The organism is Rhodococcus sp. p52, assembly GCF_000763325.2.
Taxonomy (GTDB): Bacteria; Actinomycetota; Actinomycetes; order Mycobacteriales; family Mycobacteriaceae; genus Rhodococcus; species Rhodococcus pyridinivorans.
On sequence record NZ_CP016819.1, the window covers coordinates 2,049,334 to 2,069,275 of the forward strand.

A 19,942-nucleotide genomic window follows, 5' to 3' on the forward strand; every position below is an offset into this window, starting at 1 on the left:
GTTCGTCGTCCGTGCCCGAAATGACCGTCCATACCGAAAGCGACAGATGACCCGTTCCACTGCGCTCGAAGACATCGTTCCGCTCTCGCCGCTGCAACAGGGCCTGCTCTACCTGAGTACCGTTGCGGCGCCGACCGGCTCGACATCCGACGACACGGCTGGGGCCGATCCCGACGCCTACACGGTGCAATCGGTGGTGCGACTCTCGGGGGCGGTCGACGAGGAGCGGATGGCGGCCTCCGCGCAGGCGCTGCTCGACCGTCATCCGGCGCTGCGCACGTGCTTCCGTCCCCGTAAGGACGGCCGTACGGCGGGGCTCGTCGTGTCGGGCGTGGAGAATCCCTGGCGCAGCGAGGATCTGTCCGGTCTCGAACGCGCCGAGGCGGAACGCCGGCTCGAGCAGATCGTCGAGGACGACCTGCACGACTGGTTCGACCTGACGCAACCGCCGCTCGTTCGCTGGACCTTCGTGCGGTTCGGCGCCGACGAGGTGCGCCTGCTGCTCACCGCCCACCACATCGTCGTCGACGGCTGGTCGTCCCCGATCATCGTGCGCGAGCTGCTCGAGATCTACGCCGCCGGGGGATCGGCGTCGGGCCTGCCGTCCGTGCGCCCCTACCGCGACTACCTCGCGTGGCTCGGGCGCCAGGACCGCGAGGCTGCCCGGTCGCTGTGGCAGGAGGCGCTCGACGGGGTGAGCGAGCCGTCGCTCGTGGCACCGCCGGGAGCGACCCGCTCGTCGGAACGCTGCGGCGAACTCGAGGTTCCGGTCCCCGACGGGCTCGGCGCGAAGCTCGCGGAGCTCACCCGCGCGAGCGGCGTCACGCTCAACACGGTGCTGCAGACCGCGTGGGCGATGCTCCTGTCCGGTCTGCTCGGCCGCGACGACATCGTCTTCGGCGCGACGGTCTCGGGCCGCCCTCCGGAACTCGTCGGCGTGGAATCGATGATCGGGCTGTTCATCAACACCGTTCCGGTGCGGGTGCGGCTCGATCCCGCCGCGACCGTCACCGAACTGTTGCGACGCGTACAGCTCGAGCAGTCGCGCACCGTCGATCACCAGTACCTGGGCCTGTCCGAGGTGCAGCGCGCCGTCGGGATCGGTGAACTGTTCGACACCCTCACCGTCTTCGAGAGTTATCCCGTCGACCGCGACGCCCTCGAGCGAGCGCAACGCGCCGGGGGAGTGACGATCACCGGCGTCGACGGACGCGACGCCACCAACTATCCGCTGGTCCTCACGGCCGGCATGTCCGATCGGCTCGTCGTCAAGCTCGACCACCGCCCGTCGCTGATCGACGCGGACGAGGCCGCCGCCCTGGGCGCCCGCCTCGTCGCGATCCTCGAGGCCCTGTGTGCCCGGCCCGATGCGCCTGTCGCCGACCTCGACATCCTGCCGTCCTCGGAACGGGAACGTGTACTGGGCACCTGGTCCACCGCACCCGCGGCACCGTCGAGCGGCACCGTCGCCGACCTGCTCGCGCACCGGTTCACCACCGGCACCGACCGACCCGCAGTGGTGTGCGGTGAGCAGGAATCGTCGTTCGGTGAACTCGGCGCGGCCTCGGCGCGACTGGCGAGGTTGCTCGTCGACCGCGGCGTGCGACCCGACGACCGGGTCGGTCTCGCGCTTTCCCGGACCGGCGCCATGGTCGACGCGATCGTTGCCGTCCTCACCGCCGGAGGCGCCTATCTGCCGCTCGACCCGTCCTATCCCGCCGACCGGTTGAAGCACATGATCACCGATGCCGCACCGCGTCTGGTGATCACCACCGAGGCCGTGCGCGCGGGTCTCGGTGAGGTGCTCGACGGGGTCGACGTGCTGGTCCTCGACGACCCGGATGTCGAGTCCACACTGTCGGCGCTGTCGTCGGCTCCGCTCACGGACGCGGACCGGCGCGCTCCGCTCCGCCCGGATCATCTGGCCTACGTCGTCTACACCTCCGGCTCCACGGGTCTGCCGAAGGGCGTGGCCGTCTCGCACGCCAATCTCGCCGACCTGCACGCCGCACAGGCCGCCGGGCCCATGCACGCCGCCGGTCGTGCGCCGCGCGACGGGCAGTGGCACGTCCTGCTCACCTACCCGTTCGCCTTCGACTCGGCGGTCGCCGCGCTCACCTGGCTCTTCGAAGGCCATGTGCTGCATGTGCTTCCCGACGACAACCGTGCCGACGTCGACCGCATCGTCGACTACGTGCGCACCCACGGCATCGACTACGTCGACACCGTGCCCGTGCTCATGAACCGCCTGCTCGACGCCGGTCTCCTCGAACCGGGTGGGCACGTTCCCGCGATCGTCACCGTGGGCGGCGAAGCGGTGAGCACCGCGCTGTGGCAGCGACTCGCCGCGAGCGACGTGGTGGCGACGAACTGCTACGGACCCACCGAATGCACCGTCGACGCGACTTCCGCGCACATCGCGGGGGACACCGTGACGATCGGCGGTCCCACTCCCGGGACGAGCGTGCGGGTCCTGGACCACTGGCTGCGTCCCGTGCCCATCGGAGTGGCCGGTGAACTGTACGTCTCCGGAAACGGTGTCACCCGTGGCTATCTCGGCCGCCACGACCTGACCTCGGCACGCTTCGTCGCCGATCCCTACGGGGTCGCGGGTGCCCGCATGTACCGCACGGGTGATGTCGTGCGCTGGACGGACGACGGCACACTCGAATACGTCGGCCGCGACGACGACCAGGTCAAGATCCGCGGATTCCGAGTGGAACCCGGCGAGATCGAGACCGCGCTCACCGCGCATCCGGCCGTGCGGAACGCCGTGGTGGTCGCACACACCGACCACCGGGGGACCACCCGCCTCGTCGGGTACATCGTCGGCGACGGACCCGACACCGCTGAGGTGCGGGCCGCGCTCGCCGACCGGTTGCCCGACTACATGGTCCCGGCGGTGCTCGTCACTCTTCCCGTCCTTCCGATCACGGCCAACGGCAAAATCGACCGGAAGGCGTTGCCCGAACCGGACTTCTCGTCCCTGGCGGGTGCCGGCGAACCGCGCACCGAGACAGAGCGGACGCTGTGCGCCACCGTCGCCGACGTCCTCGGCCTCGACCGCGTGGGTGTCCACGACGACTTCTTCACCCTCGGGGGGGATTCGATCGTCTCCATCCAACTCGTGTCGCGTCTACGCGCGGCCGGCCTGCGCGTGACCGCCCGTCAGGTCTTCGAACTGCGCACCGCAGCCGCACTCGCCACAGCGTGCGAGGCACCCGCCGAGGAACCCCGGCGAGGCCGGACGGCGGCGACCGGCCCGGTGCCCGTCACGCCGATCGTGCACGAATCCCTCGCGTCCGGATCGTTCGACTCGCTGCGCCGATTCACCCAGTCCCGGACGCTCGTCGCCCCCGTCGGCCTGCGGGAGATGGATCTGGTCACGGGTGTGCGGGCGCTGCTCGCGGCCCACCCCATGCTGCGCTCGCGGTTCACCGTCGGCGACTCGGAACCGTCGGGGCGTACTCGTCGCGGTGCGACATGGATCGTGCCCGAGGGCATCCCGGAGGCCGCGACGCTCGTCCGGCGAGTGGATCACTCGACCACGGAACAAATTTCGTGGAACGACCTCATCGCCGAAGCGTCGGCGGAGGCTGTCGACGCACTCGACCCCGAAGCCGGGGTGATGCTCCGCGTGGTTTTCCTCGACCCGGGACCGCAGCAGGCCGGACGGATCGTCGTCGTCGCGCACCACCTCGTCGTCGACGGCGTGTCGTGGCGGATCCTGGTGCCCGACCTCGCCGGTGCCGTCTCCGCGGCCACCCGCGGGGAGACGCCAGCGCCGGAGGACACCGGGACGTCCTTCCGGGAGTGGGCGGAATCGCTCGTCGAAGCGGCCTCGTCCGAGCGGATCACCGGATCGTGGCCGCTCTGGGGATCCGCCCTCGCCGCCGAGAGTTCGCCCGCGGTGGGAAGCCGCGCCCTGGACCCGCAGCGCGACATCGTGTCGACCTCGGCGTCCGTCGAGATCGACGTACCGGTCGACGTCACCGAACGCATCCTCACCACGGTGCCGTCCGCCCTCGGTATCGGCACCGGCGATGTGCTGCTCGCGGCCCTCGCACTCGCCGTCACCGACGTCTGCGGCGGATCCGCCCTGCGAGTGCATCTCGAGGGTCACGGACGCGAGGAACGGATCGTGCCTGGTGCCGACCTGTCGCGTACCGTCGGGTGGTTCACCTCCCTGTACCCCGTGACGGTCGAACTCGGCGGAGACCGTGCACTCGACGGCGGTGCTCCGCTCCGGGCCGTCGCCCACGCGACCGAATCGCTGAAACGCATTCCCGACAACGGAATCTCCTTCGGTCTCCTGCGTTTCCTCGGCGACGACCGCGACCGCTTCGATGGCTACCGGACCCCGGAGGTGATGTTCAACTACCTCGGCCGGATGACCCTCGGCGATACCGCCGACTCCGCGTGGTCGGCCGCACCCGAGGCGGCCGCGCTCGGTGGTTCCGTCGATCCGGCCATGCCCCTCGACCACGTCCTCGACGTCAACGTGATCACGGAGGACGGACCGGACGGACCCGCTCTCTCGGCGGTGTTCACCTACGCCACCGGTGCTCTCGACGCCGATCGGGCCCGCCGGATCGGGCAGCGCTGGCTCGCGGCACTGCACCTTCTCACCGACACGGTCTCCGGCGGTGCCGTGGGCGTCCCCGTGCCGTCGGTGCTCACGGCGTCCGGGTTGTCCGTCGACGAGGTGCTCGCACTGCACGCCGAGAATCCGGACGGCATCGAGGACGTCGTGCCGCTGACACCCCTGCAGCGCGGCATGTACTTCCTGGCCGGACTGAACGAGCCGTCGGGATCGGGCAGTGTCGCCGAGGGTGTCGATGTCTACACGATGCAGACCGACCTCGCCCTCGACGGCCGCGTCGACGCCGGCACGATGCAGCGCTCGGTGCGTGCACTCGTCGACCGGCACGCCGTTCTGCGCACCGGCTATCGACTCGGCGCAGCAGGCGAACCGATCGGCGTCGTCCGTCGCGCCGCCGAACCGCACTGGGAGGTCGTCGATCTCGGGACCGTCGAGCCCGGCGAACTCGACACACGGGTGGCGGAACTGCTCGCCGCCGACCGCACCCGCAGATTCGATCTCGCGGCCGCACCCCTGGTGCGCTTCACGCTGGTGGTCGCGGGACCGACGCGTGCGCGACTGCTGTTCACGATGCACCACCTCGTCTCCGACGGTTGGTCCACCCCGCTGCTCGTGCAGGAACTCCTGCAGATCTACGCCGCCGGGGGTTCCGCCGCCGGACTCGCGCCGGTCGTGCCGTTCTCCGACTACCTCGACTGGCTCGGCGAACAGGACGTCGCGGCCGGTGTCGAAGTGTGGCGCGAGTTGCTCGACGGCGTGGACGAACCCACCCTCGTCACACCGTCCGGTACGGCGCTGCGACCGCAGTTTCCCGCCGAACTGACGGTCGCCGTGCCCGACGGGCTGTCGCGGCGGCTCGTCGAAGCGAGCCGCGCACAGGGCGTCACGGTCAACGGACTCGTGCAGACCGCCTGGGGCCTTCTCGTCGGGTCGCTCACCGGCAGAACCGATGTCGTCTTCGGTGCGATCGTCTCCGGGCGCGTCCCCGACGTGCCGGGCGTGGAATCGATGATCGGCCTGTTCATCAACACCGTCCCGGTACGCGTCCGCACGCAGGCGGGGGAGTCGATCACCGATCTCGTCACTCGCACGCACGGCACCCAGAACCGCGTGATGGACCACCAGTACGTCGGTCTCGCCGACATCCGACGTGCCGTCGGGATCGGCGAACTGTTCGATACCCTCCTCGTCTTCGAGAACTACCCCGTCGACCGCGACGCCCTCGACGCGGCGCAACGGGACGGCGGCGTGCGGGTCGGGTCGGTCGGGGGTTCGGACGCCACGAACTTCCCGCTCGTGCTGGTCGCGGGACTGGAGGACGAACTGCACCTCGGCCTCGAGTACCGGACCGATCTGTTCACCGAGGACGACGCCACCGCACTGGGGGAGCGCCTCGTCCGCATCCTCGACCAGCTCGTCGCCGAGAACCCCGGCACCGTGGCGCAACTCGATGTGCTCACGACCGCCGAGCGGGCCGGTCTGCGCAGCGACCGGTCGACGACCCCCGCGGCCCCGTCGAGCGGAGCGGCGACCGTCGCCGATCTCCTGGCGCGGCAGATCGCTCGCACCCCGCACGCACCTGCGGTGGTCGCCGACGGCACGACACTGTCGTTCGCGGAACTGGGCGGGCGCTCCGCGCGACTCGCGCGGCTCCTCGTCGACGCCGGAGTCGGACCGGAGACGGTCGTGGGACTCGCGCTGCCGCGGTCCGAGCACATGGTCGTCGCGATCGCGGCGGCGATCTCGTCGGGTGGCGTGTACGTGCCGATGGACCCGTCCTATCCGCAGGATCGACTGGCGCACATGGTGTCCGACTCTCGACCACAGGTGATCGTCACGGTCGCCTCGGTTCTCGACGGTATCGTCCCCATCGCAGGCGACACGAGGATCGTGGTGCTCGACGACCCCGACCTGCAACTCGGCGAATTCTCCACCGCCCCACTGACGGATGCCGACCGCCGCGGTGCGCTGCGCCCGCACAACGGCGTGTACGTCATCTACACCTCCGGTTCGACCGGACTGCCGAAGGGTGTCGCGGTCACGCACGCGAACCTGCTCAACCTGTTCGAGAGCCACCGCGCGGATCTCTACGTCCCGACCGTAGCGGCGTCCGGACGCGATTCCGTCGGCGTCGGGCACGCGTGGTCGTTCGGTTTCGACGCCTCGTGGCAGCCGACCCTGTGGCTGCTCGACGGACACACGGTGCACGTCTTCGACGAGGACACCATGCGTGATCCCGAACGGATGGTCGCATACACGCTCGAGCACGAACTCGACTTCCTCGAGGTCACCCCGTCCTTCCTCGACCGCATGCTCGCTGCCGGACTGTACGAGAGCGGACACCGCCCCGCCTCCGTCGGATTCGGTGGCGAGGCAGTCAATCCGGCGTCGTGGCAGCGACTGCGGGAGCTGACCGACGGGCGCGCCTTCAACCTCTACGGACCGACCGAATGCACCGTGGACTCGCTCATCGGGGCCGTCACCGACGCCGACACACCGTGCCTCGGCCGGGCCGTGCACGGCGCCGGCGCGTACGTCCTCGACGCGATGCTCCGGCCCGTCCCGATGGGTGTGGTCGGCGAACTGTACGTCTCCGGTGCCGGTGTCGCCCGCGGATATCTCGGCCGACCCGACCTCACGACGGTGCGGTTCGTGCCGAATCCTTTCGCCGACGACGGCACCCGTATGTACCGCACCGGCGACCTCGTCCGGCGGGTGCGTGGTGCCGACGGCCGGCCCGTGCTCGAATTCCTCGGCCGCGGCGACGATCAGGTCAAGATCCGCGGCTTCCGGGTCGAACTCGGTGAGGTGGAGGCCGCGCTGACCGCGGTGCGCGGGGTGCGGGACGCGGTCGTGGACGCGCACACCGACAGTCGTGGAGTGACGCGTCTGGTCGGCTACGTGACCCCGGACGGTGCCGTCGATCCGGCGGTCGTCCGTGCCGCCGTTGCCGAGCGTCTGCCCGACTACATGGTGCCCGCCGTGGTGCTCGTACTCGACGCCTTCCCCGTCACTGCCAACGGCAAGGTCGACCGGAAGGCGTTGCCCGAGCCGGACTTCTCGTCGCTGGTCGGGGCGCGTGCACCGCGTACCGGCACCGAGCGGGTCCTGGCGGGACTCGTCGCGGACGTGCTCGGACTCGAACGGGTGGGGATCGACGACGATTTCTTCTCCCTCGGTGGCGACTCGATCGTTTCGATCCAGCTCGTGTCGAAGGTCCGGGCGGCCGGGCTGTGGATCACCACGCGTCAGGTGATCGAACTGCGCACCGTCGAGGCACTCGCGGCCGCGATCGACAATGGCGGCGGACAGACCCGTCCGGCAGCCGTCGGCGACGTGGCAGGCGAGGGGACCGTCACGCCGATCGTGTGGGACATCCTCGAGCAGTGGACGAGGTTGTCCCGGTTCTCGCAGGCGCGACTGCTGGTCGCGCCGGTCGGGCTCACGCTCGACACCCTGCGTACCGCGGTCGAGGCACTCGTGGCCGCCCATCCGATGCTGCGCTCGACCTTCCGTGTCGACGACGAAGGCCGACCGTCGTGGACGGTCCCCGAGACCGTTCCCGACCTCACCGCAGCCGTGCGGCGCGTCGACGCCACGGGCCGGGACTGGGACGAGTTGTTCGACGAGGAGCGTGAGAACGCGTACGCCGCACTCGATCCCGAGAACGGGACGATGGTGCAGATCGTGTGGTTCGACTTCGGGCCGCAGCAGGCCGGACGCGTCCTGATCGTCGTGAACCACCTCGTGGTGGACGGCGTGTCGTGGCGGATCCTCGTCCCCGACCTCGCCGACGCCGTCGAACAGGCCGAACGCGGGGAGACCGTGACCCTGTCGTCGAGCGGCACACCCTTCCGGGTGTGGGCGGACGAACTCGCGAAAGCGGCACGCTCGGAGCGGATCACCGCGTCGTGGTCGGCCTGGCAGCGTGCCGTCGACGCCGACGAACCGATGCTCGGTTCGCGCCCGCTCGACCCGGCACGCGACACCGTCCTCTCGACCCGGTCGACCCGCGTGCAGCTGCCCGTCGACGTCACCGAGCGGGTCCTGGCCGCGAACGTCGTCGACGACATCCTGCTCTCGGCCCTCGCCGTCGCGGTGGCGTCGGTCCGGGGTGGCGACCAGGTCCGCATCGACCTCGAGGGACACGGCCGGGAGGAGCAGGTGGTCCCCGGTGCCGACCTGTCGCGCACGGTCGGCTGGTTCACGTCGATGTATCCGGTGACGGTGGATCTGGCGGAGGTCGACGTGGCGTCCGCGTCCCGGGACACCGACGCCGCGGGCGCGGTGCTGCGTGCGGTGGCCCGCGCGTCGCGGGAACGACCCGACAACGGCATCGGCTTCGGCCTGCTGCGTCGACTGAACCCGGACTTCGGCGACCGCTTCGCCCGGTACGTGCCGCCGGCCGTCGTCTTCAACTACCTCGGTCGGCTCACGCTCGGCGAGGCGTCGGGCAGCCCGTGGTCGGGTGCACCGGGCGCCGCTGCGATCGGGGGTTCGGTGGATCCGGACATGCCGCTCGACCACGTCCTGCAGGTGGACGCGATCACCGAGGACACCCCGGACGGCGCGGTTCTGGAATGCGAGTTCGCCGCCGCAGCGGACGTGGTCGACGCGGACACGCTCGCCGAGATCGCGCGGATCTGGCAGGAGACGGTGCAGGTCGTCGTCGCCGCGAAAGAACTCACCGGCACCGCTTACCAGGGCACAGCGCCTGCACACATCGAAACAAGGAGAACACCATGCTCGATCGCACTACCGTCCTCGCCGACACCGCCCGGATCCTGGACATCGACGTCGACGAACTCGACCCCTCGGTGAGCCTCGTCGACCAGGGACTCGACTCCGTCCGGCTGATGGCCCTCGTGGAACAGTGGCGTAGCGCCGGCGTCGAGGTCGACTTCGTGGACCTCGCCTCCGCCCCCGACCTCGAGCAGTGGATCGCGCTGCTCACCCGCGGATGAGCGGGTGATCGTGGCCGTCTTCGAGAAGCTCCTCATCGACCTCGACCCGCTGCGGACCAGCCGCGAGTTCCGGTACCTGTTCACCGCACGCGTCGTGTCGCTGTTCGGTCTCGGTTTCCTCATCGTGGCCGTGCCCGTGCAGGTGTACCAGCTCACCGGCTCGACGGCGCAGGTCGCCGCCGTCTCCGCGGTGATCGGTGTGACCACCTTCGGGGCCACCTTCGCGGGCGGGGTGCTCGCCGACCGGTACGACCGGCGGAACGTCATCGCCCTCGCCCGCGGCACCGCGGGCGTCGCCTTCGCGCTGCTGGCGATCAACGCGTTCCTGCCCGAACCGCAGATGTGGGCGATCTACGTGCTCGCCGTCGTCGACGGCATCGCGGGCGGGATCTCGTCGACCGCGCTCATGGCGGTAACCCCCAGCCTGATCCCGCGCGACAAGCTCGCCGCGGCCGGCGCGCTCATGGCGCTGACCGCCGACCTCGGCTCCATGATCGGCCCGGCGCTCGGCGGTGTCGTCATCGCCGCCGGTGGTGTGGGTGTGGCCTACGCGCTCGCGGCGTTCACCACGGCGATCACCACCTTCTGCATCACCCGCCTGCCGTCGCTGCCGCCGACGCACGTGGCGGAGGAATCACCGCTGAAGTCGGTGGTGTCGGGTTTCCGGTACGCGGCACACAACCGCGTGGTGGGGCAGGTGCTGATCGTCGGATTCCTCGCAATGCTGCTGTCCGGCTGGGCCGTGCTGATCCCGGAGTTCGCCGACGAGGTGCTCGGCGTCGGACCGTCGGTGGTCGGCCTGCTCTACACCGCCCCCGCCGTCGGAGCCGTGGTCGGCTCGCTGACCAGCGGCTGGACCGGCTCGATCCGCCGGTACGGGCTGGTGGTGTACCTGCTCATGGCGGTCTCCGCCGCCGGTCTGGTGGGTGCCGGCGCGACCGGCGTCCTCGCCGTCGTGCTGCTCGGTCTGGCCGCGCACGGTTTCGGCGACTCGCTCGCGGACGTCGTGCGGTACGCGACCGTCCAGCGCAACACCTCCGACGAGTACCGCGGACGGATCGCGGCCGTGTGGGGCGCGCAGGTGACGGCCGGTACCTCCGTCGGCGCGGTCGCGGCGGGCGTCGTGGCCTCGCTGGTGCCGATCTCGATGGCCCTGACCATCTACGGCGTGGCCGGTGTGGTGATCATCGCGATCATGTTCGTTACGACCCCGACGCTGCGGCGGTTCGAGGACACGGGCGATCTCGAAGCTGTGGGCTGACCTGCGGGTCGACGAGCGGGGCCGGGGGGATCCCCGGCCCCGCCTTCGCGTCGATCAGCGCTTTCGCGTCATACCCGTCCGTCGCGCGCCCAGGACTCCACGGCCGAATACCCTTCGCTGACGCCCTGGGTGTAAGCGACGAGCGCGCCGTACAACCGGGATCCCTCGGTGGCGAGTTCGATGGTGCCCACCCAGTCGGCAGCGCGTGCCATGACGTGCGCGCAGATGTCCTGCCGGTCGCGTGTCGCGGACGACACGATCCGGAACGCCTCGTCGGCGATCCGGAAGGTCTCGGCGACACCGCGCCAGAAGTACTCCGCGTCCATGGCAGAGCGCAGCGACTCGTAATCCGTCGTGTCCTGCATCGCCGTAGCGTGTGCCAGTCGCTGCAGAGCATGCTCCGCAGCTCCGACGGGGAAGTACGTCACGTCGTCGATGGTGTCCTTGCCGCCGCTTGTCGTTCTCACCGCAGAGATGGTGCCCGATCTCGAGCGAATACGAAACAGCTCGTAGGTAACGGTATAGGCACGCGGCGTGTCGCCTACCCGGCCGCCGCCGGACGGTTCGGGATCAGGCACACGCACGACACCAGCAGGACGGCGCAGACCAGAACGGCGACGAACACCGGCGCCACCGAGTCCGCCAACTGCGCCGCACCGGGAGTTCCGGTGACGGTCTCGTCCGCCGCTGCGCCCCCGAGGGCTGCATTGGCCAGCGCACCGAACACCGCCACGCCCACCGCGCTGCCGATCGCACGTGCGAAGGCGTTCGCGCCCGTGACGACGCCCCGCTCGGACCAGTCGACGCTGGACTGCGCCGCGATCAGCGCGGGACTGGCGATCAACCCCATCCCGAGTCCCACGAGCACGCAGCAGAGCGCCACTTCCCCGGGAGCCGAATCCACCCCGACCTGCGTCAACAGCGCCGCGCCGCACAACAGCGGCACCGCACCCACCAGACCGGTGTTGCGAAAACCGATCCGCAGATAGAGCCGGCCCGACTGCGCCGCCGCGATCGGCCAGCCGATCGTCATCGTCGCCAGCGTGAAGCCCGCGACGAGCGCCGTGGTCCCCAGCGAACCCTGCACGAACGACGGAACGTACGAGGTCAGACCCAGCACGACCGCGCCCACCAGGCACGACACCGCGCTGGTGGTGACCAGCACACGTCGCGTGAACAGCCGGATCGGCAGAATCGGCTCGGCGGCGCGGGACTCGATCCACACGAACACCGCGATCAGGGCTGCACCGGCGGCGAAGATGCCGATCCCGGTCGCCGACGTCCACGCCCATGACTGCCCGCCCTCGAGCAGGCCGAGGATCAGCAGGGCGGCGCCTACCGCGAGTGTCGCCGCGCCGGCCCAGTCCACGCGCGGTCGCGGTCCCGACGGCGTGTCCTCGCGGAAGTTGCGGACGAGCACCCACGCCGCGAGGGCACACAACGGCAGGTTGATCCAGAAGATCCACCGCCACGACAGGAAGTCTGCGAAGACACCGCCCACGGCCGGGCCGATCACCGCCGACATGCCCCACACACTGGCGAGATAGCCCTGCGCCTTGGCGCGCTCGGCGACCGTGTAGATGTCCCCGGCGATCGTCTGTGCCATCGGCAGCACCGCACCGGCGCCGAGTCCCTGCACCGCGCGGAACGCGATCAGCGCCGGCATGCTCCACGCCACCGCGCACAGCACCGACCCCGCCGCGAACACCCCGATCCCGAACAACAACAGCGGAGTGCGGCCGAAGACGTCGGAGAGTTTGCCGTAGACCGGGACGAGCACCGCCTGCGTGAGCAGATAGGCGGAGAACAACCACGGGAACTGCGTGAAGCCGCCCAGGTCCGCGACGATCGTCGGGATCGCGGTCGCCAGGATGGTGCTCTCGAGCGCCACGAGGGAGGTGGCGAGCATCAGAGCGATGAGGATCGGGCCCCGCTCGGACCCGAACCCGACGTCCACTCGCGACGATGCGGCCATGCCACTCCTGTTCCCACTCATACGTTCGTTGTTCCACCCGGCGGTGAACGAGTGGGATATCCGCCACGGGGTGCGGTACGCCCACTCGATGAGCACTAGGGTGTCAGCGTGCGTCCTTCACTCGAGTCCTACCAACACCTCGCCGGCGGCAAGGTGCGTGATCTGTACGTGATCGACGACGAGCACCTGCTCCTCGTCGCCAGTGACCGGATCTCGGCCTACGATCACGTGCTCGAGACCCCGATCCCCGACAAGGGACGGGTCCTCACTGCGATGAGCGTGTTCTTCTTCAAGCTGCTCGACGCCACCAACAACCACCTCGCGGGAGAACCCGACGACGAGCGTATCCCCGAGGAGGTCCTCGGCCGCGCACTCGTGGTCAAGCGCCTCGAGATGGTGCCCGTCGAGTGCGTCGCCCGAGGCTTCCTCACCGGCTCCGGCCTGCTCGACTACCAAGCCACGGGCTCCGTCTGCGGTGTCACCCTGCCCCAGGGGCTCGTCGAGGCCAGCAGACTGCCCGAACCGATCTTCACCCCGGCCAGCAAGGCTGCGCTCGGCGACCACGACGAGAACATCTCCTTCGACGACGTCGTCGAGAAGGTCGGTCTGAACCTGGCGATGAAGCTGCGCCAGGACACGCTCGATATCTACGACCGCGCCGCCATGTACGCGTCCGACCGCGGCATCCTGCTCGCCGACACCAAGTTGGAGTTCGGTCTCGACAAGGCCGGCAATCTGGTGCTCGCCGACGAGGTCCTCACCCCGGATTCGTCCCGCTACTGGGACGCGAACGAGTACGAGGAGGGCAAGGTTCAGCCCAGCTTCGACAAGCAGATCGTCCGGAACTGGCTCACCGGACCCGAATCGGGCTGGGACCGCGCCTCCGACACCCCGCCCCCGCCGCTGCCGCAGCACGTCGTCGACAAGACGCGAGCTCGCTACATCGAGGCGTACGAACGTATTTCGGGACTGTCCTTCGACGATTGGATCGGCTGACCGCATATGACCTCCTCGAAGATCACTCCGCCGGTCGCGAAGAAGGTGCCGCTCGAGCGCACCCATCACGGGCACACCTTCGTCGACGACTACGAATGGCTGCGCGACAAGAACGACCCCGAGGTCGTCGCGTACCTGGAAGCGGAGAACTCGTACACCGAGGCGCAGACGGAACATCTCGCTCCGCTGCGTGAGGCGATCTTCGAGGAGATCAGGTCGCGCACCCAGGAGACCGACATGTCGGTCCCCACCCGGATGGGTGACTGGTGGTACTACGCCCGCACCGTCGAGGGCAAGCAGTACGCGATCCAGTGCCGGTGCCCGATCGCCGACGCCGACGACTGGACACCGCCCGACGTCACGCCTGGTGTGGAACTCCCCGGCGAGCAGGTGCTCCTCGACGGCAACGTCGAGTCGGAAGGGCACGAGTTCTTCTCGCTCGGGGCGTTCTCGATCAGCCACGACGGCACGCTGCTCGCGTACTCGACCGACGTCGTGGGCGACGAGCGCTACACCCTGCGCATCAAGGACCTCACCACCGGTGAGATGCGGGCGGACGAGATCCCCGGCACCGCACCGGGAGCGACGTGGGCGCTCGACCACAGCCACGTCTTCTACCAGACGGTCGACGAGTCGTGGCGGCCCGACACCGTCTGGCGGCACAAGCTCGGCACCTCCGTCGACGAGGACGTGAAGGTCTTCCACGAACCCGACGAGCGGTACTGGGTGTCGATCGGTTCGACCCGCAGCGAGAAGTACCTCATGATCTGGGTCGGCTCGAAGATCACCACCGAGGGATGGGTGCTCGAATCCGAGAACCCCACAGGCGAATTCCGTGTGATCCTGCCGCGCCGCGAAGGTGTCGAGTACGGTGCCGAGCACGCCGTGATCGCCGGTGAGGACCGCTTCCTGATCCTGCACAACGACGTCGACCCCGAGACGGGGAAGAAGGCCGATAACTTCGTCCTCGCCGAGGCTCCCGTCGACGACCCGTCCGCGCTGCGCACCCTGATCGAGCACCGGCACGACGTGCGCCTCGAGGACGTCGACGCGTTCGAGGGACACCTGGTGCTCGGCTACCGCCGCGAAGCCCTCACCCGACTCGCGGTGTGGCCGTTGACCGACGAGGGTTACGGCAAGCTCACCGAACTAGAGTTCGACGAGGAACTCTTCGCCGTCGGACCGGGCGCGAACCCCGAATGGACCCAGCCCACACTGCGTCTGGGCTACACGTCGTTCATCACCCCGAGCCGGGTCTACGACTACACCGTGAGCACCGGTGAGCTGAAGCTGCTCAAGTCGCAGCCGGTGCTCGGCGAGTTCGACCCGACGCTCTACGAGCAGCGCCGCGAGTGGGCGACCGCCGAGGACGGCACGAAGATCCCGCTGTCGATCGTCGCGCGCAAGGGCACCCCCGAGAACGCGCCCACGCTGCTGTACGGCTACGGCTCGTACGAAGCGAGCATCGACCCGGCCTTCTCCGTCGCACGCCTGTCGCTGCTCGACCGGGGCATGGTCTTCGCGGTCGCGCACGTGCGCGGCGGCGGCGAGATGGGCCGGCACTGGTACGAGAACGGCAAGTCGCTGACGAAGAAGAACACCTTCACCGACTTCGTGGCGTGCGCGCGGCACCTGATCGACGCCGGCGTCACGAGCCCGGAGAAGCTGGTCGCCGACGGCGGCAGTGCCGGTGGCCTGCTCATGGGTGCGGTCGCGAACATCGCACCCGAGCTGTTCGCGGGCATCCTCGCGAACGTCCCGTTCGTCGACCCGCTCACGTCGATCCTCGATCCGTCCTTGCCGCTCACGGTGATCGAATGGGACGAGTGGGGCAACCCGCTCGAGAACCCAGAGGTGTACGAGTACATGCGCTCGTACAGCCCCTACGAGAACGTCGAGGCCAAGGATTACCCGGCGATCCTCGCGATCACCAGCATCAACGACACGCGCGTGCTCTACGTCGAACCCGCCAAGTGGGTCGCCAAGCTGCGCGCGACGAAGACCGGCGATGCGCCGTTGCTGCTCAAGACGGAGATGAGCGCGGGACACGGCGGTGTGTCGGGCCGGTACGAGAAGTGGCGCGAGGTCGCGTTCGAGTTCGCGTGGGTGCTCGAGACGTCGGGCGCCTGCCGCGCGGAGACCGCTGCGGGCTGAGCTCGGTATCCGCTCGCGTTCTCGCTATTCGCCGCAGCAATTGCCGACGCGAATGACGAACTGTGTAGCCGATAGCAGACCGCTCACCTGCGCAGTTCGTACCGGACCTGGGGCCGGCCGGCGCGGCCGTACTCGGTGATGCGGGTCGCGGCTCCGTCGTCGGCGAGCCGTTCGAGGTAACGCCACGCGGTCACGCGTGAGACCCCCACGGCCGATCCGACTTCCGCAGCGGTTCGCGGCCCGTCGGCGTGATGAAGGAAATCGGTGATCTTCGACAGCGTGTCGGGGGAGATGCCCTTGGGTGTGGACGGACGGGAACTGCTCGTGCGCAGAGCCGACATGGCGCGATCGATATCGTGCTGGCCCGCCGCGGTCTCGGCGTCGCGCAACGCCGAGCGGTAGGCCACGTACTGTTCGAGCTTGTCCTGCAGTGCCGCGAAGGTGAACGGCTTGAGCAGATACAGCACCACACCCCGCGCGACCGCCGTCCGCACGACCTCCAGATCGCGGTTCGACGTGACGGCGATGATGTCGGGACTCGGACGACCGGCGCTCAGGCGTGCAGCCACTTCGAGGCCGCTCGTGTCGGGGAGCCCGATGTCGAGCAGCACCAGATCCACCGGTGTGCCCACCCGCGCAGCCGACGCGACCGCCCGCACGGCGTCGCTACCCGTGTGCGCGACACCTACCACCTCGAACCCGTCCACCCTCCCGACGTATTCGCGGTGGGCCTCGGCGATGAGCGGTTCGTCCTCGACGACGAGCACCCGGATCACGACCGGCTCTCCAAGGGGATCACGGCGACGATCATCGAACCCAGCGACGGTTCGGTGCGCAGAGTTCCCCCGTGACGCGCCACGACCTGGGCGACGAGTGCGAGTCCGAGGCCGCGCTGCTCGGACTTGGTTGAGTAGCCGCGCTGCATGGCCTGGGCCAGCACCTCCGGCGACATCCCCGGCCCGCTGTCGGCGACCTCGACGATCATCGACGAATCGTCCCGACGCACAGTCACCTCCACCCATGGGTCGTCCGACGCATGGGAGGCGTCGATGGCGTTGTCGATGAGATTCCCGACGAGGGTGACGATATCGCGCGCCGGGATGGACGGAACCGGGCCCAGTTCCGTGTCGTCGGTGACGGTCAGTTCCACACCTCGCTCGGCCGCCTCGTCGATCTTGCCGAGCAGCAACGCCGACAGCGCCGGCTCGTGGATGGCACTTGTCAACCTGTCGATCAGGTGCTGGGAGACCGCCAGTTCCTGCGTCGCGAACGCGACCGCGTCCTCCGTCCGGCCGAGTTCGACCATCGTGACGATGGTGTGCAGACGGTTCGCCGACTCGTGGGCCTGCGCCCGCAGCGACTCGGCGAATCCGCGGACCGAGTCGAGTTCACCGAGGACACCGCGCAACTCGGTGTGGTCGCGGAGGGTGACGACGGTGCCGATGCGGCGCTCGTTCCAGTTCACCGCGTCGCTGTTGACGACGAGGGTGCGGTCGCGCGTCAGGTGCACCTCGTCGCGTGCCTCGCCGGTGGTTGCGAGTTCGCGCAGTGTCTCGGGCAGGGCGTCGAAGGGGACCGGCCCGGTCGGGGGAAGGCCGAGCAGGCGGCGTGCCTCGTCGTTGACGACGTCGACCTGCGGTGAGGCGCCGGGTGCTCCACCGAACACCAGCAGCCCTTCGCCGATCGAGTGCAGGACGGCGTCGTGGTGTTCGTACATGCGCCGCAGCTGGTCGGGATCGAGCCCGAGGGTCTGACGGCGCAGGCGCCGCGCGATCAGGTATCCGCCCGCCGCGGTGACCACGAGCCCGGCCGCCACCAGGCCGACGATGCCCGGAAGGCTCCGCACGAAGTTCTCGGCGATCCTCTCCCGTGTCACCCCGACCGACACGAATCCGACGAGCGTGCCGTCGTCGTAGACCGGCGCGATGGTGCGGATCGACGATCCGAGGCTGCCCGTGTACGTCTCGGTGAACGGCGTGCCCGAACGGGCCTCATCGGTGTGGCCCGTGTACGGCAACCCGATCTGCTCCGGCACCGGATGTGTCACGCGGATGCCCTCGGGGTCCACGACGACGACGAAGTCCACCCCTGTCGCCTCGCGGATCTGCTCGGCGCGGGGCTGGAGCGCTGCGGTCGGATCGGGGGAGAGCAACCCGTCCGCGACCTCCGGGAAGAGCGCGGCTGTCACTGCGATATCCGTCACGGTGCGGCGCGTGGCCTCGTCGGCGTCGCGGCGTTCGTCGACGACGATGAGCGCACCCGCCACGATCGCTATCACCGTGAACACCACCAGCTGGAGGATGAGCAGCTGGCCCGCCACGCTCATCGGCGGTCTCGCCTGGCGACGGTTCACCGCTCACCTCCCGTGAACACTATGTACACAAACTTCTCCCGCGGCGACCCGGCCACCACCATGTCCTTATGTGGACGTGATGCCGGTCACCACCCGGGCGCGGAGCGGCCCCTACCAGGGTCCCGTAGTACCCGACCGAACCACGGTCGATTCCCGAGTCCTCGCCGGTGCGTCACCGCATCCCGTTATCCGTGAACATCGCGCGACGAGCCCGCGCATGATCGAAGGGCACTCCATGAGCACCACAACCGTGCGGGGCGAGAAACGCCGCGACCGTACCCACTGGCTGTACATCGGCGTCATCATCGCCGTCGTCGCCGGTATCGCCGTCGGATGGCTGGCCCCCGAGACGGGCAAGTCGCTCGGTGTCCTCGGCACCATGTTCGTCGACCTGATCAAGATGATGATCAGCCCGGTGATCTTCTGCACCATCGTGCTCGGCATCGGGTCGGTCCGGGCAGCGGCGAGCGTCGGCCGGATCGGTGGACTCGCGCTGATCTACTTCGTGGGCATGTCGACCGTGGCCCTCGCAATCGGCCTGGGTGTGGGCAACCTGCTCGACCCGGGCTCGGGGCTCACCCTCGATCCGGCCAACGCCGGCTCGGGTGCCGAACTCGCCGAGAAGGCGCATGCCGCCGGCGGCACCGTCGACTTCATCGCGTCGATCATCCCCACCTCCCTGTTGTCCGCACTGACCGAGGGCAGCGTCCTGCAGACCCTGTTCGTGGCGCTGCTCGTCGGCTTCGCCATCCAGGGCATCGGCAAGTCGGGTGAACCGATCCTGCGGGGCATCGGCCACCTGCAGAAGCTGGTCTTCCGCATCCTGACGATGATCCTGTGGCTCGCCCCGATCGGTGCCTTCGGTGCCATCGCCAACGTCGTCGGCCAGACCGGTCTGAGCGCGGTCCTGCAGCTCGGTGTTCTGATGATCGCCTTCTACCTCACGTGCGTCGTGTTCGTCTTCGGTGTTCTCGGATCGTTGCTGCGAGCGGTCTCCGGTGTCTCGGTGTTCAAGCTCGTGAAGTACCTCGCCCGCGAGTACCTCCTCATCTTCGCGACGTCGTCGTCGGAGTCCGCGCTGCCGCGTCTGATCGCCAAGATGGAGCACCTCGGTGTCCAGCGCACCACCGTCGGCGTGGTCGTGCCCACCGGTTACTCGTTCAACCTGGACGGCACCGCGATCTACCTGACGATGGCCGCCCTGTTCGTGTCCGACGCGATGGGCAGTCCCCTGAACATGGGTGAGCAGATCTCGCTCCTGCTGTTCATGATCGTCGCCTCGAAGGGTGCGGCCGGGGTCACCGGTGCCGGTCTGGCGACGCTGGCCGGCGGTCTGCAGAGCCACCGCCCCGACCTGCTCGACGGTGTCGGCCTGATCGTCGGTGTCGACCGGTTCATGTCCGAGGCGCGTGCCGTCACCAACTTCTCCGGCAACGCCATCGCGACCCTGCTCATCGGCACGTGGACCAAGTCGGTGGACCGTGACCGCGTCGACGAGGTGCTCAGCGGACGGCTGCCGTTCGACGAAAGCATGATGGTCGACGATCACGAGCCCGCTCCCGAGCGCGAACCGGCGAAGCTGGAGAAGGTGTCCGTCTGATCCGGCATCCGCTATGACAATGGCTGGCCGCTACGG

At 69.2% G+C, this 19,942-nt stretch carries 10 protein-coding genes; 6 read left to right on the top strand and 4 right to left on the bottom strand.

Features of this window, described 5'->3' with window-relative positions; genetic code table 11:
- The first annotated feature begins 46 nt into the window (after positions 1-46).
- Genes IM25_RS09525 through entS form a run of 3 tightly spaced genes read left to right on the top strand, consistent with a single transcriptional unit; the run spans position 47 to position 10,828 of the window.
- Positions 47-9,424 carry a non-ribosomal peptide synthetase gene (locus IM25_RS09525; protein ID WP_065995992.1) on the top strand — a complete coding sequence of 3,126 codons (9,378 nt, stop codon included), beginning with the start codon at positions 47-49 and terminating at the stop codon, positions 9,422-9,424.
- Positions 9,346-9,567 carry a phosphopantetheine-binding protein gene (locus tag IM25_RS09530; protein ID WP_006551840.1) on the top strand — a complete coding sequence of 74 codons (222 nt, stop codon included), beginning with the start codon at positions 9,346-9,348 and terminating at the stop codon, positions 9,565-9,567. Before IM25_RS09525 ends, IM25_RS09530 begins: the two co-directional genes overlap by 79 nt.
- A gap of 10 nt (positions 9,568-9,577) precedes the next feature.
- Positions 9,578-10,828, top strand: coding sequence for an enterobactin transporter EntS (gene entS, locus IM25_RS09535; RefSeq protein ID WP_033096967.1), 1,251 nt, complete (start codon positions 9,578-9,580; stop codon positions 10,826-10,828).
- Positions 10,829-10,896: 68 nt separating this feature from the next.
- Here the strand turns inward: entS and IM25_RS09540 are convergent, their stop codons facing one another.
- Complete coding sequence (locus IM25_RS09540) at positions 10,897-11,295, bottom strand: hypothetical protein (RefSeq protein ID WP_033096841.1); 399 nt, start codon at positions 11,293-11,295, stop codon at positions 10,897-10,899.
- Positions 11,296-11,369: 74 nt separating this feature from the next.
- On the bottom strand, positions 11,370-12,803 hold the full coding sequence (locus tag IM25_RS09545; protein ID WP_033096840.1) for an MDR family MFS transporter: 1,434 nt from the start codon (positions 12,801-12,803) through the stop codon (positions 11,370-11,372).
- A gap of 108 nt (positions 12,804-12,911) precedes the next feature.
- Here IM25_RS09545 and IM25_RS09550 point away from each other — a divergent pair, with 108 nt between their 5' ends.
- Positions 12,912-13,799: a phosphoribosylaminoimidazolesuccinocarboxamide synthase gene (locus IM25_RS09550; RefSeq protein WP_006551836.1), complete on the top strand. Its 888-nt coding sequence runs from the start codon at positions 12,912-12,914 to the stop codon at positions 13,797-13,799.
- Positions 13,800-13,805: 6 nt separating this feature from the next.
- A complete protein-coding gene (locus tag IM25_RS09555; protein ID WP_033096839.1) occupies positions 13,806-15,953 on the top strand; it encodes a S9 family peptidase in 2,148 nt (715 codons plus the stop codon).
- A gap of 83 nt (positions 15,954-16,036) precedes the next feature.
- Here IM25_RS09555 and IM25_RS09560 read toward each other — a convergent pair whose 3' ends face one another.
- Both IM25_RS09560 and IM25_RS09565 read right to left on the bottom strand, forming a co-directional pair.
- Positions 16,037-16,729 (bottom strand): response regulator, encoded by a 693-nt coding sequence (locus tag IM25_RS09560; RefSeq protein WP_006551834.1) that lies wholly within the window; start codon positions 16,727-16,729, stop codon positions 16,037-16,039.
- A complete protein-coding gene (locus IM25_RS09565; protein ID WP_006551833.1) occupies positions 16,726-18,279 on the bottom strand; it encodes a sensor histidine kinase in 1,554 nt (517 codons plus the stop codon). Before IM25_RS09565 ends, IM25_RS09560 begins: the two co-directional genes overlap by 4 nt.
- Before the next feature lie 262 nt (positions 18,280-18,541).
- Here IM25_RS09565 and IM25_RS09570 point away from each other — a divergent pair, with 262 nt between their 5' ends.
- On the top strand, positions 18,542-19,906 hold the full coding sequence (locus IM25_RS09570) for a cation:dicarboxylate symporter family transporter (protein WP_033096838.1): 1,365 nt from the start codon (positions 18,542-18,544) through the stop codon (positions 19,904-19,906).
- Positions 19,907-19,942: the final 36 nt, after the last annotated feature.

Coding starts and splice junctions, on each gene's coding strand:
- IM25_RS09525 (WP_065995992.1), top strand. CDS start 47: ATGACCCGTTCCACTGCGCTCGAAGACATCGTTCCGCTCTCGCCGCTG.
- IM25_RS09530 (WP_006551840.1), top strand. CDS start 9,346: ATGCTCGATCGCACTACCGTCCTCGCCGACACCGCCCGGATCCTGGAC.
- IM25_RS09545 (WP_033096840.1), bottom strand. CDS start 12,803: ATGGCCGCATCGTCGCGAGTGGACGTCGGGTTCGGGTCCGAGCGGGGC.
- IM25_RS09555 (WP_033096839.1), top strand. CDS start 13,806: ATGACCTCCTCGAAGATCACTCCGCCGGTCGCGAAGAAGGTGCCGCTC.
- IM25_RS09565 (WP_006551833.1), bottom strand. CDS start 18,279: ATGAGCGTGGCGGGCCAGCTGCTCATCCTCCAGCTGGTGGTGTTCACG.
- IM25_RS09570 (WP_033096838.1), top strand. CDS start 18,542: ATGAGCACCACAACCGTGCGGGGCGAGAAACGCCGCGACCGTACCCAC.